The organism is Mesorhizobium sp. M0011, from assembly GCF_040324155.1.
In the GTDB taxonomy this organism is placed as follows: domain Bacteria; phylum Pseudomonadota; class Alphaproteobacteria; order Rhizobiales; family Rhizobiaceae; genus Mesorhizobium.
Window position 1 is genome coordinate 64,398 of record NZ_JAMYVQ010000029.1, and the last position, 12,386, is coordinate 76,783.

The window sequence follows — 12,386 nt, forward strand, 5'->3', positions numbered from 1 at the left end:
CCTATCTTTCACCCGCGCTGCGCGGCCTGCTCGTCGAGCTGGCGCTGCACCTCACGCCGTTTGTTGGCAAGCGAGGCGATGATGACGCCAATCGCCACGACGGCGATCAGAATGGTACAGGCGGCGTTGATTTCCGGCGTCACGCCGAGGCGAACCTGGCTGTAAATCTTCATCGGCAGCGTCGTCGCGCCCGGCCCGGAGGTGAAGCTGGCGATGACCAGATCGTCGAGCGAAAGGGTGAAAGCCAGCATCCAGCCGGAGACGATCGCCGGCATGATAACCGGCAATGTGATCTGGAAGAAGGTCTTCACCGGCGTTGCGCCAAGATCCATCGCGGCTTCTTCCAGCGAGCGGTCGAAGGTCATGAGGCGCGACTGCACGACCACGGCGACGAAGCACATGGTCAGCGTGATGTGGGCGAGCGTCACGGTGAGGAAGCCGCGGTCGAGCCCGACGGCGACAAAGAGCAGCAGCAGCGACAGGCCGGTGATGACTTCCGGCATGACCAGCGGCGCAAAGACCATGCCGGAGAATAGCACCCTGCCCTTGAAGCGCGTGTAGCGGGTCAAGGTGAGTGCCGCCAGGGTGCCCAGCACCGTCGCAACCGTGGCCGAGATCAGGCCAACACGCGCCGTCACCCAGGTCGCGTCCATGAGGCCTTGGTTGTGGAACAGCGAGACGTACCATTTGGTCGAGAAACCGCCCCAGACCGTGACCAGTTTCGATTCGTTGAACGAGAAGACGATGAGCAGCACGATCGGCAGATAGAGAAAGGCAAATCCAAGCACGATCGAGGTGATGTTGAAGCGGCTCCAGGTGGCGTTCATGAGGTCACCTGTCCATTTCCTGAGCGCGCGCCTGGGCCCGCTGGAAGAGCATGATCGGCACGATCAGCAGCAACAGCAGGATGACGGCGACGGCCGACGATACCGGCCAGTCGCGATTGGCGAAGAACTCGTTCCACAACGTCTTGCCGATCATCAGCGTCTGCGATCCGCCGAGCAGATCGGGAATGACGAACTCGCCGACGGCCGGAATGAACACCAGCAGACAGCCCGCGATGACGCCGGGCAGCGATAGCGGGAAGGTGATCTTCCAGAACGCGCTGGTCGGCGGACAGCCGAGATCCTTGGCTGCCTCGATCAGCGAATAGTCCATCTTCTCAAGCGCGGAATAGAGCGGCAGCACCATGAACGGCAGGTAGGAATAGACGATGCCGATGAAGATCGCCGTATAGGTGTTGAGGATGATCAGCGGCTGGTGGATGACGCCGGTGGCGAGCAGCAGCTGATTGAGCAGCCCTTCGGGCTTGAGAATGCCGATCCAGGCGTAGACGCGGATCAGGAACGAGGTCCAGAACGGCAGGATCACCAGCATCAGCAAGGTTGGGCGGATCGTCGCCGGCGCGCGCGCCATGCCGTAGGCGATGGGATAGCCGACGAGCAGTGTCAGGACCGTCGAGACCGCGGCGATGATGACGCTGGTCACATAGGCGTTGAAGTAGAGCGCGTCCTGCGTCAGCCAGGCGTAGTTGTCGAGGCTGAGTTGTTTCAGCTGGGCGAGGAACCCGGAAACTCCGCCGCTGAAATCGAGCGCCGGCGTATAGGGCGGAATGGCGATCGCCGTCTGCGACAGCGAGATCTTGAAGACGATGACGAACGGAATGAGGAAGAAGAACAGCAGCCAGACATAAGGGATGATGATGACCAGTCGGCCAACGAAGGCAGCACCCAGCCTGGCGAGGATGGATTTGCCGGCATTGGTCGTCGGAGAGGCTGATGCGGTGGTGACGGCGGCGCTCGACATGGTCGCCCCTACCGCGTCAGCACGACGCCGGCGTCGGGCCGGAAGGAAACCCAGGCGCGGTCGTTCCAGCTCAACGGATCCTCGGTGATGCGGGCCGCGTTCATGGTGCTGGCGCGCACCACCTGGCCGTCGTCCAGCCTGACATGATAGACGGTCATGTCGCCGAGATAGGCGATGTCGTAGACCTCGCCCTCGATGGCGTTGACCGCCTCGGCCGGTTTCTTCGACGACACCTTGATCTTTTCGGGCCTGATGGCGAAGGTGACGGCCGTCCCGGCGCCGGCGGTGCCGGCATTGTCGGTGCGGATGGTGATGCCGTTGCCGGCATCGATGCTGGCGCTGCCGGCCTCGCCACGCGCGATCTTGCCCTCGAACATGTTCACATTGCCGACGAAGCCGGCGACGAAGCGGGACCCCGGCGCCTCGTAGACTTCGGCCGGCGTTGCCACCTGCATCACCTCGCCCTTGTCGATGATGGCGATGCGATCGGCCATGGTCATCGCCTCTTCCTGGTCGTGGGTGACGACGACGAAGGTCAGGCCGAGGTTCTGCTGCAGGTCCATCAGTTCGAACTGCGTCTCCTCACGCAGCTTCTTGTCGAGAGCGCCAAGCGGCTCGTCGAGCAGCAACACCTTCGGCCGCTTGGCGACCGAGCGGGCGAGCGCGACGCGCTGGCGCTGGCCGCCGGACAGTTGGTGCGGCTTGCGCTTGGCGAACTGCTCGAGTTTGACCAGCTTCAGCATCTCGGCAACGCGCGATGCGATCTCGGGCTTCGGCATGCCGTCCTGCTTGAGGCCGAAGGCGATGTTGTTCTCGACCGTCATATGCGGGAACAGCGCATAGGACTGGAACATCATGTTGACAGGCCGCCGGTAGGGCGGGATGCCGCGCAGATCCTGGCCATCGAGCAGAATGCGGCCGGCTGTCGGCTCCTCGAAGCCGGCGAGCATCCTGAGCAGCGTCGACTTTCCACAACCGGAAGCACCGAGCAGCGCGAAGAACTCGCGCTCGAAGATGGTCAGAGACAGATTGTTGACGGCGGTGAAGTCACCGAACTTCTTGGTGACGTTGTCGAACTGGATGTACGGCTTGGCGTTCGGGTCGTTCCACGGTGCAAAATCCCTGCGGATGCTGCCAAGCGATTTCATGTCCCACTCCGTCCTGATTCTTGCTTCTTGCCCCAGGTAGAAACGGTCCCGGCAGGTGGCTGCCGGGACCGTGTCGGATTGCTTACTGGCCAGTGACGATCTTGGTCCAGGTGCGCGTGATGACGCGCTGGGTCTTGGGATCGTACGGCGAGACGGTGTAGAGCTTCTTTATGGTCTCGGCATCGGGATAAACCGAAGGATCCTCCAACAATGCCTTGTCGACGAATTGCTGCGAGGCCTTGTTGCCGTTTGCGTAGAGCACGTAGTTCGACGACTTGGCGATAACTTCCGGCTTCATCATGTAGTTGATGAACTCGAGCGCCTCCGCGACATGCGGCGCGTCGGCAGGGATCGCCATCTGGTCGAACCACATCTGCGCGCCCTCCTTCGGCACGGAATAGCCGATTTCGACGCCCTGCTTGGCCTCGACCGCGCGGTTGCGGGCCTGGAACACGTCACCCGACCAGCCAACGGCCAGGCAGATATCGCCGTTGGCGAGCGCGTTGATGTATTCGGAGGAGTGGAACTTCCTGATGTAAGGCCGGACCTTGAGCAAGGTCTCCTCGGCCTTGGCGATATCATCGGGTGACGTGCTGTTCGGGTCGAGGCCGAGATATTTCAGTGCGGCCGGAATGATGTCGGCCGGCGAGTCCAGCACGTAGACACCGCAGTCCTTCAATTTGGCCAGGCTATCGGGATTGAAGAAGACATCCCAGCTGTCGATCTTGTCGGTGCCGAGTGCCGCCTGCACCTTCTTGATGTTGTAGCCGATGCCAACCGTGCCCCACATGTAGTTGACCGAGTATTCGTTGCCGGGGTCGTACTTGGCGGTGCGCTCGGTAACCGTATCCCACATGTTGGAAATGTTGGGCAGTTTCGACTTGTCGAGCTTCTGGAACACACCGGCCTGGATCTGGCGCGCGAGGAAGTTGCCGCTGGGCACGACGACGTCGTAGCCGCTGCCGCCGGCAAGCAGCTTGGTTTCCAGGATTTCGTTGGAATCGAAGGTGTCATAGACGACCTTGATGCCGGTTTCCTTGGTGAAATCGTCGATGATCGAACTGTCGATGTAGTCCGACCAGTTGAAGACGTTGACGACACGATCCTCGGCGTGACCGCCGACGGTGAAAAGTGTCAGGAATGCCGAGGTTGCCGAAAGCCAGAGCGCTTTGCGGATCATGCTATTCTCCTTTGATGAGTGTTCCTTCACCGGCTCGTCGCGATATCAGCGCGACCGGCATTTTCTTCAGACTATTGAGCTTTCCAAGGGGCGACAAGCGCGAACTGCCGAGACCATGCAGGCGGTTCGATGAGATGGCTCGATGCCCCTGAGGCGGGCTGGGAGGCATACCATCATAGGCTTTCGCCGTGGCGCGGGCAGAGATACGACGATATGGTCCGGTCTCGATCGGACCGGCTGGGAGACTTGGCAAGATACGCCTGTCTTGTTGTTGCCGTATTCCCAGCCTGCCCGTGCTGCAGCGACGTTGTCAATGGCAAAGCTGCAGGCCGCTTCAATTAGGCGACGGCACCCCGGTGACCCCGGCGCGTTCGGGCCGTGCCTGGCGCTTGAATTCGAGCCCGATATGGACGAGCAGCGCCGTGACAACCACCGCACCGCCAATGATGGTGCGCCCCGACGGCACCTCGGAATGGATGAGCCAGACCCATATCGGACCGAGGATCGGTTCGAACGTGCCGAGCAGCGCCGCGATGGCCGCCGGTATCAGCCGCGCTCCGGTGGCGAAGAAGGCGAGGCCGAGGCCGAGATTGACCACGCCGAAGGCAAACAGAAAGCCCATGTCGCTGACCGACACGGCGAAGGTCGATGCCTGCGAGACGGCAAAGCCGGCCGCGAGCATGGTGCCGAGGCACGTCGCTGGCGTCATGCGCACGCCGGAAAACCGCCGGGTGATGACGGTGGCGACCGAGAACATGACCGCGATCAACAGCGCCAGCCCATCGCCTATGGGCGAGACGGCGCCATCCAGCGATTCCGACACCATGATGGCGACGCCGGTGATGACGGCGGCGATTGCCACCCATGTCGCGACACCAACCCTTTCGCGAAACAATGCCCAGGCAAACAGCGCCGCCAGCAACGGCACGCCGGCCTGCATCAACAGGATGTTGGCGACGGTGGTGTAGGCCAGCGCGACGACAAAGGCTGTGGATGCGGTGGCGAAGCAGATCCCGACGGCAAGGCCGGGCAGACCCATGTCGCGGAACAGCTTCAGCGTGCCACGCCAGCCGTCACGCCAGACCATGAAGCAGACCAGGAAGGCGGCTGCCCAGACGGAGCGCCAGAAAATGACCGTCCAGCTGTCACCGACAGTGATGAAGCGGGCGATGGTGCCGCCGAAACTCCACATCAGCGCCGACAGGAAGACCAAAAGCATGCCGACGCGTTCCTCGCGCGGCGAGACGGCTGGCGATGCGACGATCGGCGATGCGGTATCGATCATGAGCGCGACTGTCGGGCTTTTGTGGACGGGACGATGCGCAAGGGACGACAAAAAGATGCTCTGTTCGCGTACCGCAAAGGCGCAGGCCGGAACTGAGCCAGCGGCCGGCGACAATTGTGGCACCTTGCTCCTATTTCAGAGGAACACGGCTACTGGAAATCGAAGGCACTCAGGCCCGTCACCATCTCGTCGAGGCCGAGCGGGCGCGTCACCGGCGGCTCGGCGCGCGCCAGGCAGCCGACGCGTTCGCAAAGCCGGCAGGCAGGCCCGACCGGCGTCGCCGCGATACTGCCAGCCTTTGCGGTGATTGCCGCACCGGGTAATGCCGCGCCATAGACGATGTCGTCACGAAAGCCGATGTCGCAGCCAAGCAGCAATGCGGTGCGGCGCGGGCGTTCCGAGAACGCGCCTTGCGGCCCTTCCAGTGTGCGGGCGATGCACAGGAACTCGGCGCCGTCGGGCATTTCCACCGTCTCGACAAAGATCTGGCCGGGTTGGGTGAAGGCAACATGCACGGGCAGCTTGGGACAGCCGCCGCCAAAGCGGCTTTGCGGAAACCCCTGGCTGCCGGCCTTGCGGAAGCGGTTGCCGGCATTGTCGACCTCCAGCATGAAGAACGGCACGCCCGAGGCACCCTGCCGCTGCAGCATGGTCAGCCGGTTGGCTGCCTGTTCGAAAGAGACCCCGAAGCGCGAACGCAGGACATCGATGTCATAGCGGGCGCGCACGGCAGCCGCATGAAAGGCCTGATAGGGCATCATCAGCGCATGCGCCGCATAACGGCCAAGTTCGAAGCGGGCCAGGCGGCGCGCCTCGTCGGTGCTCAGCTTGAGCGCCTGGATCTCGCCGGCGACCGCGACCGTCATGCGGATCAGGCAGGCCTCCATCGCGACTTCGCGCAGCTGGTCGAACGGCGACAGCCGTTCGGACAGGAACAGGCGCTGCGAATGACGATCATAACGGCGGCGCCAGTTCGGCATGGTCGCGACCGGCAGCACCTTGACCACGATGCCATATTCGCGCTTCAGCCAGGCCTTCAGCGCGCCGAACAGATCGTCGCCGGGATCGAGCACCGAGGTGAACGCCGCGGCCTCCTCCTCGAGGGCAGCAAAATGGTTCGGCCGGCGCTCGAAAATCTCGTGCACCTCGTCGATCGGCAGGCGGGCGCCGGAAAGCGCCGTCGCCCGACCTTCGCGCGCCAAAAGCTCGTTGAGATCGGACAGGCGCTCGGCCTGCTCGCGATAGGCGCGGAACAGTTTTATCACCGCCGCGGACGCATTGGGCGCCGCCTCGGCAAGCTCGATCAGTTCCTGATCACCCGGCAACTCGCCGACCAGCAGAGGGTCGGTGAACACTTCCTTCAAGGCAGCGACAGATCCCCTCGCCTCGCCCTGCAGCTCGTGTGGATCGACCTTGTAGACGGAGGCCAGCCTGAGGATCAGCTGCACCGTCAGCGGCCGCTGGTTGCGCTCGATCAGATTGAGATAGGATGGCGAAATGCCAAGACCCTCGGCCATCGCCGTCTGGGTCAGGCCCTTGGCGTTGCGGATGCGGCGGATGCGCGGCCCGGCGAAGATCTTCTGGTCAGCCACGGACTGTCCTTTACAGCATTTACACGAATTTTCTGGCTTTGGCCTTTTACAACAATGACAAATTTACAATGCACCTCTGTCAAACACAACACAGGTTTTCTCTTATATTCTGCCGGCTTTGTGGATTTATGTGGCTGATTTCGCGCAGAAATGTAAATCCAGTCATACCCAACGACCCCAAATTCTTGACGCCTTGACACAGATCAGCAATCCCTCGGAGTGACCAATGACTGATTTTTACAACCTCGTCCCATCGGCCCCGGAAGGTCGCTTCGACGGTATCGAACGGCCCTACTCCGCGGCGGATGTGAAGCGCCTGCGCGGTTCGGTGCAGATCCGCCAGAGCCTCGCCGAAATGGGCGCCAACCGGCTGTGGAAGCTGATCCACGAGGAGGACTTCGTCAACGCGCTCGGCGCCATGTCCGGCAATCAGGCGATGCAGCAGGTGCGCGCCGGGCTGAAGGCGATCTACCTGTCGGGCTGGCAGGTTGCCGCCGACGCCAACACGGCTGGTGCGATGTATCCGGACCAATCGCTCTACCCGGCCAATGCGGCGCCCGAACTGGTCAAGCGCATAAACCGCACGCTGCAGCGCGCCGACCAGATCGAGACCTCCGAAGGCAACGGGCTTTCGGTCGAGACCTGGTTCGCGCCGATCGTTGCCGACGCGGAAGCCGGCTTCGGCGGACCGCTCAACGCCTTCGAAATCATGAAGGCCTTCATCGAGGCGGGCGCCGCCGGCGTCCACTATGAGGATCAGCTTGCGTCGGAAAAGAAATGCGGCCATCTCGGCGGCAAGGTGCTGATCCCGACCGCGGCGCACATCCGCAACCTCAATGCCGCGCGCCTGGCGGCGGACGTGATGGGCACGCCGACCCTGGTCGTCGCGCGCACCGATGCGGAAGCCGCCAAGCTGCTCACCTCGGACATCGACGAACGCGACCAGCCTTTCGTCGACTACGACGCCGGGCGCACGGTGGAAGGTTTCTACCATGTCAGGAACGGCATCGAGCCCTGCATCGCCCGCGCCATCGCCTATGCGCCTTACGCGGATCTGATCTGGTGCGAGACCTCGAAACCCGACCTGGCACAGGCCAGGAAATTCGCTGAGGGCGTGCGCAAGCATCATCCCGACAAGCTGCTCGCATACAATTGCTCGCCCTCGTTCAACTGGAAGAAGAACCTCGACGACGCGACGATCGCCAGGTTCCAGAAGGAGCTCGGCGCCATGGGCTACAAGTTCCAGTTCATCACGCTCGCCGGCTTCCACCAGCTCAATTACGGCATGTTCGAACTGGCGCGCGGCTACAAGGCGCGGCAGATGGCGGCCTATTCCGAGTTGCAGGAAGCGGAGTTCGCGGCCGAAGCCAATGGCTACACCGCGACCAAGCACCAGCGCGAGGTCGGCACCGGCTATTTCGACGCCGTGTCTATGGCGATCACCGGCGGCAAGTCGTCGACCACCGCCATGCATGAATCGACCGAGCACGCGCAGTTCAAACCAGCCGCGGAATAGCGGATCACAGAAATACAGAGGAAACGCCCAACAGGGCTTGGAACACAAGGAGAAGACCAATGGCATCGATAAGCCGCGTCAAGGAACGCGCCGAGGAGCAGTCGACGACGATGAGCGTCGACCAGCAGGCGACGATCCGCATGCTGGCCAACGACCTGCACCGCCTCAACCAGTCGGTGATGAAGGCGGTCGAGGCGGGCGTCTCGGTCGAGCTCGTGCGCTCGGCACGACATCACGGCGGCGACGGCAACTGGGGCGATCTGCTGATCCCGGTGATCGTCACGCAGCAGAGCCACGGCTGACCGAAATCCACGCAACCGACCCTTCACCTGCGCAGCCTCTGCGCAGGTGAATTTTCTTTTCATCAAGCTCACGTGTGGACAGTTGAGTACAGTAGCGTTGCTTGAAATTCACTGCTCCCGGCGATGATTTAGGGTACTTTTATTTCAACTTGACATAGGCTCCGATCTCACGCCAATTGCGCTCCGGATTCAACTCTGCATTGAAATAGGGGCGAGCTTCTTGGCCGACTTGTGTGCCCGGTGAACCGCGAAGGCGAGACTCCAAGACATCCGAATCTGGCGACCCGTGACTCGAGCGCCGAGGCGATCCGTGATCCGTCGCAGGTGCTTGTCGTCGGGAAATCGCCAATCAATCGCGTGGTGATTTCAAAGATCGTCGAGCGATCCGGGCTCAAGCCGATTTCGGAATCTCCCGACACGGCGGCAAGGATCTTGCGGTCCCTCATTCCCGGTGTGGTTGTCCTTGACGGCGGCGCCGACAACAAGGACTGCGAGAACCTGATGTCCAGCATCGCCGCGTTGCGCCGCGCCTCGGGCAAATCGCTGCCACCGGTAATCCTGCTGTCAACCAAGAATGGCGCGACGGAAAGTCTGGGCCTGTCTGGTATCATCGACGTGGTGGTCGCCAAGCCGATCACGCCCGAACGGTTGCAACCGGTGATCGATCGCCTCATCGGCCGCTAGAGCAACCAGAAAAGTACTCGGAGTTTCCGTACGGGAACCAGAAACCAAATAGCTGGATGCTGTGATCAACCTGCATTCACGATGCTTTCGATTAATCCGGGCAGTTGTCCGAGATCGGATATCTGGCGGAACCTCGATTCGGTTACCGGCGCCTCGACATGCTCCAGCACCCACGTCAGTTCGTGCGGCACATGGACACCCCAGCCGCCGGCCTCGATGGCCGGCACCACATCCGACTTCAGCGAGTTGCCGACCATCATGCTTTTCGCCGGACCATCGCCGTGGCGGTTGAAAAGCCTGCTATAGATGGCTGCATTCTTGTCGCTGACGATCTCGACCGCGTCGAACAGGTCGCCAAGGCCTGAGCCAGCCAGCTTGCGCTCCTGATCGAAGAGGTCGCCCTTGGTGATCAGCACGAGGCGGAATGCGCCGGCAAGCTGTTCGACCGTCTCGCGGGCGTGCGGCAAGGCCTCGATCGGATGACTCAGCATTTCGCGGCCGGCATCGAGAATCTCTGCTATGACCGAGGCCGGTACGCGGCCTTGCGTGACCTCGATCGCCGTCTCAATCATCGACAGGGTAAATCCCTTGATGCCGAAGCCATAGACGGCGAGGTTGCGCCTTTCGGCCTCCAGCAATCGTGCCGAGATATGCTCGGCTTCGCCATGGTCGACGAGCATGGCGGCAAAGCGCTTTTCCGTCAGCCGGAAGAACTGCTCGTTCTGCCACAGCGTGTCGTCGGCATCGAATCCGATCGTCGTCAGTTTGCCGTTGGGCCGCATTCAATTTCTCGATTAAGATTTGGGCCTCGATTGGAATTGCGACGGCCGAAACTAGGCCGATTGGCGTGATTTTCAACCGCACCGGCCAATGCCCGACGCGGCTCCCCTTCCCTTCCACAGGGGGGCACGGCTATACTCCACAATCCGCAACCCAATCTGGTGAATGATGCCGCCTGCAAAAAAGGAAGTCCGTCCGTCGAGCCGCGGAGGACGTGTCCGTACGCCTGCCTTCGTGAAAAACCAACGGGGCGTCAAGAACTGGAAGGAAGTCAGCGCCTGGCTGGAGTGGCGCGGCATCGAGGATATCGAGTGCATCACGCCTGATCAGGCCGGCGTCGCGCGTGGCAAGATGATGCCGTCGAAGAAATTCACCTCCAACACCTCGCTGGCGCTGCCGTCGGCAGTTTTCATGACAACGATTTCCGGCGGCTACCCCGAGGATGGCAACGGCTTCCATTACCCGGAAGACGACGGCGACCTCAAACTGATGCCGGACCTGTCGACGCTGACGGTGGTGCCCTGGGAAGAAGACCCGACGGCCGCGGTCATCTGCGATCTCGTCCACCAGGACGGACGCTCAGTCGAGTTCACGCCGCGCAACGTGTTGAAGCGTGTGGTGGCTGCCTATGACAAGCTCGGCCTAAAGCCAGTGGTGGCGCCCGAGATCGAGTTCTACCTGGTGCGCAAGAATCCCGATCCGGACTATCCGCTGACCCCGCCTGTCGGCCGGTCGGGACGCGCGATCGGCGGCGGCGCCGGCTATTCGATCGCCGGCGTCAACGAATTCGACGAACTGATCGACGACATCTACCATTTCTCCGAAAGCCAGGGCCTGGAGATCGATACGCTGATACACGAGGAAGGCGCCGGCCAGTTGGAGATCAATCTGCGCCACGGCGATCCGATCGAACTGGCCGATCAGGTGTTCATGTTCAAGCGCACCATTCGCGAGGCAGCACTGAAGCACGAAATCTATGCCACCTTCATGGCCAAGCCCATCCAAGGGCAGCCTGGCTCCGCCATGCATATCCATCAGTCGATCATCGACAAGAAGACCGGACAGAACATCTTTTCGGCCGCCGACGGCTCGGAAACAGACGATTTTTTCCACTTCATCGGCGGCATGCAGAAGCATGTGCCGAACGCGCTGGTGATGTTCGCGCCCTATGTCAATTCCTACCGCCGGCTGACACAGGCGGCGTCGGCGCCGGTCAACAACAAATGGGGCTATGACAACCGCACCACGGCGTTTCGCGTGCCACGCTCGGATCCGGCGGCACGGCGCGTCGAAAACCGCATCCCGTCCTCCGATGCCAACCCCTATCTGGCGCTGGCGGCATCGCTTGCCTGCGGGCTGATCGGCATCACCAACAAGATCAAGGCCGAGCCTCCCGTGCTGACCACCGCCAATGCCGACGAGATCGACCTGCCGCGCGGCCTGCTCGAAGCCGTCGACCTGTTCGAGGGCGACGAGGAACTCTGCGCGCATCTGGGCAAGTCCTTCGCCGCGACCTATGCGGCGATCAAACGGGCGGAGTTCGAGACCTTCATGGAAGTGATCAGCCCGTGGGAGCGGGAGTATTTGTTGCTGAATGTGTAGGGGAGTAGGGGAGTAGGGGAGTAGGGGAGTAGGGGAGTAGGGGAGTAGGGACGGATGACCGAAAAAACAGGATCCTACAAGGACTTGCTTGTTTGGGAGCAGGCGATGGATCTTGCGGTGGCGGTCTACGGTGCTACGAAATCCTGGCCCAAAGAAGAACTTTATGGACTGACCAGCCAAGTGCGGCGCTCTGCAACATCGGTGCCGGCAAACATAGCCGAGGGGTATGGCAGGGAAATTCGAGGCTCCTATCTGCAGTTTCTCCGTATTGCCCAAGGATCATTGAAGGAACTGGAAACTCAGCTTCTGATTGCTGAACGTATTGGCATCGCGCCGAAAGCGACGTCCGCTCCATTGTTGGCGAGTACCGAAAGTGTGGGAAAGCTTCTTCGACTTCTCATCCGTAAACTTGCAATTGAATAGCCTCCCCTACTCCCCTACTCCCCTACTCCCCTACTCCCCTACTCCCCTACTCCCCTACTCCCCTACTC

Annotated in this window: 12 protein-coding genes; 5 read left to right on the plus strand and 7 right to left on the minus strand. The window is 61.7% G+C overall.

What is annotated here, in order from left to right:
- Window positions 1-8: 8 nt before the first annotated feature.
- From NKK51_RS25770 to NKK51_RS25795, 6 genes are all read right to left on the minus strand, one after another.
- Complete coding sequence (locus NKK51_RS25770) at window positions 9-827, minus strand: ABC transporter permease (protein WP_013530251.1); 819 nt, start codon at window positions 825-827, stop codon at window positions 9-11.
- A 4-nt stretch (window positions 828-831) separates the two neighbouring features.
- On the minus strand, window positions 832-1,806 hold the full coding sequence (locus NKK51_RS25775) for an ABC transporter permease subunit (protein WP_023809176.1): 975 nt from the start codon (window positions 1,804-1,806) through the stop codon (window positions 832-834).
- An 8-nt stretch (window positions 1,807-1,814) separates the two neighbouring features.
- A complete protein-coding gene (locus NKK51_RS25780; RefSeq protein ID WP_013530249.1) occupies window positions 1,815-2,954 on the minus strand; it encodes an ABC transporter ATP-binding protein in 1,140 nt (379 codons plus the stop codon).
- Window positions 2,955-3,036: 82 nt separating this feature from the next.
- Window positions 3,037-4,134, minus strand: a complete 1,098-nt coding sequence (locus NKK51_RS25785) for a polyamine ABC transporter substrate-binding protein (protein ID WP_352555018.1) — start codon at window positions 4,132-4,134, stop codon at window positions 3,037-3,039.
- A 334-nt stretch (window positions 4,135-4,468) separates the two neighbouring features.
- The gene (locus NKK51_RS25790; protein WP_023809178.1) at window positions 4,469-5,419 is read right to left on the minus strand and encodes a DMT family transporter; all 951 of its coding nucleotides are present in this window, start codon (window positions 5,417-5,419) and stop codon (window positions 4,469-4,471) included.
- A gap of 149 nt (window positions 5,420-5,568) precedes the next feature.
- The gene (locus NKK51_RS25795; RefSeq protein ID WP_352555019.1) at window positions 5,569-7,011 is read right to left on the minus strand and encodes a helix-turn-helix domain-containing protein; all 1,443 of its coding nucleotides are present in this window, start codon (window positions 7,009-7,011) and stop codon (window positions 5,569-5,571) included.
- A 226-nt stretch (window positions 7,012-7,237) separates the two neighbouring features.
- Between NKK51_RS25795 and aceA the strand changes: the two genes are divergently transcribed.
- The 3 genes from aceA (at window position 7,238) to NKK51_RS25810 (ending at window position 9,513) form a co-directional block, all read left to right on the plus strand.
- A complete protein-coding gene (aceA, locus tag NKK51_RS25800) occupies window positions 7,238-8,527 on the plus strand; it encodes an isocitrate lyase (protein ID WP_352555020.1) in 1,290 nt (429 codons plus the stop codon).
- 59 nt (window positions 8,528-8,586) lie between these two features.
- Window positions 8,587-8,829 (plus strand): SMc00767 family acetate metabolism repressor, encoded by a 243-nt coding sequence (locus NKK51_RS25805; RefSeq protein WP_006202762.1) that lies wholly within the window; start codon window positions 8,587-8,589, stop codon window positions 8,827-8,829.
- Window positions 8,830-9,060: 231 nt separating this feature from the next.
- On the plus strand, window positions 9,061-9,513 hold the full coding sequence (locus NKK51_RS25810; protein WP_023809181.1) for an ANTAR domain-containing protein: 453 nt from the start codon (window positions 9,061-9,063) through the stop codon (window positions 9,511-9,513).
- Window positions 9,514-9,578: 65 nt separating this feature from the next.
- Here the strand turns inward: NKK51_RS25810 and NKK51_RS25815 are convergent, their stop codons facing one another.
- Window positions 9,579-10,295 carry an HAD family hydrolase gene (locus NKK51_RS25815; protein WP_352555021.1) on the minus strand — a complete coding sequence of 239 codons (717 nt, stop codon included), beginning with the start codon at window positions 10,293-10,295 and terminating at the stop codon, window positions 9,579-9,581.
- 163 nt (window positions 10,296-10,458) lie between these two features.
- On the opposite strand from NKK51_RS25815, the gene NKK51_RS25820 reads away from it, so the two are divergent.
- Both NKK51_RS25820 and NKK51_RS25825 read left to right on the plus strand, forming a co-directional pair.
- Window positions 10,459-11,895 (plus strand): glutamine synthetase family protein, encoded by a 1,437-nt coding sequence (locus NKK51_RS25820; protein ID WP_023809183.1) that lies wholly within the window; start codon window positions 10,459-10,461, stop codon window positions 11,893-11,895.
- Between the two features lie 54 nt (window positions 11,896-11,949).
- Window positions 11,950-12,318 carry a four helix bundle protein gene (locus tag NKK51_RS25825; protein ID WP_352555022.1) on the plus strand — a complete coding sequence of 123 codons (369 nt, stop codon included), beginning with the start codon at window positions 11,950-11,952 and terminating at the stop codon, window positions 12,316-12,318.
- Window positions 12,319-12,386 lie beyond the last annotated feature (68 nt).

Bases quoted from the DNA above. Each gene is read 5' to 3' on its own strand.
- NKK51_RS25770 (WP_013530251.1), bottom strand. From the start codon at position 827: ATGAACGCCACCTGGAGCCGCTTCAACATCACCTCGATCGTGCTTGGA.
- NKK51_RS25775 (WP_023809176.1), bottom strand. From the start codon at position 1,806: ATGTCGAGCGCCGCCGTCACCACCGCATCAGCCTCTCCGACGACCAAT.
- NKK51_RS25780 (WP_013530249.1), bottom strand. From the start codon at position 2,954: ATGAAATCGCTTGGCAGCATCCGCAGGGATTTTGCACCGTGGAACGAC.
- NKK51_RS25785 (WP_352555018.1), bottom strand. From the start codon at position 4,134: ATGATCCGCAAAGCGCTCTGGCTTTCGGCAACCTCGGCATTCCTGACA.
- NKK51_RS25790 (WP_023809178.1), bottom strand. From the start codon at position 5,419: ATGATCGATACCGCATCGCCGATCGTCGCATCGCCAGCCGTCTCGCCG.
- aceA (WP_352555020.1), top strand. From the start codon at position 7,238: ATGACTGATTTTTACAACCTCGTCCCATCGGCCCCGGAAGGTCGCTTC.
- NKK51_RS25805 (WP_006202762.1), top strand. From the start codon at position 8,587: ATGGCATCGATAAGCCGCGTCAAGGAACGCGCCGAGGAGCAGTCGACG.
- NKK51_RS25815 (WP_352555021.1), bottom strand. From the start codon at position 10,295: ATGCGGCCCAACGGCAAACTGACGACGATCGGATTCGATGCCGACGAC.
- NKK51_RS25820 (WP_023809183.1), top strand. From the start codon at position 10,459: ATGATGCCGCCTGCAAAAAAGGAAGTCCGTCCGTCGAGCCGCGGAGGA.
- NKK51_RS25825 (WP_352555022.1), top strand. From the start codon at position 11,950: ATGACCGAAAAAACAGGATCCTACAAGGACTTGCTTGTTTGGGAGCAG.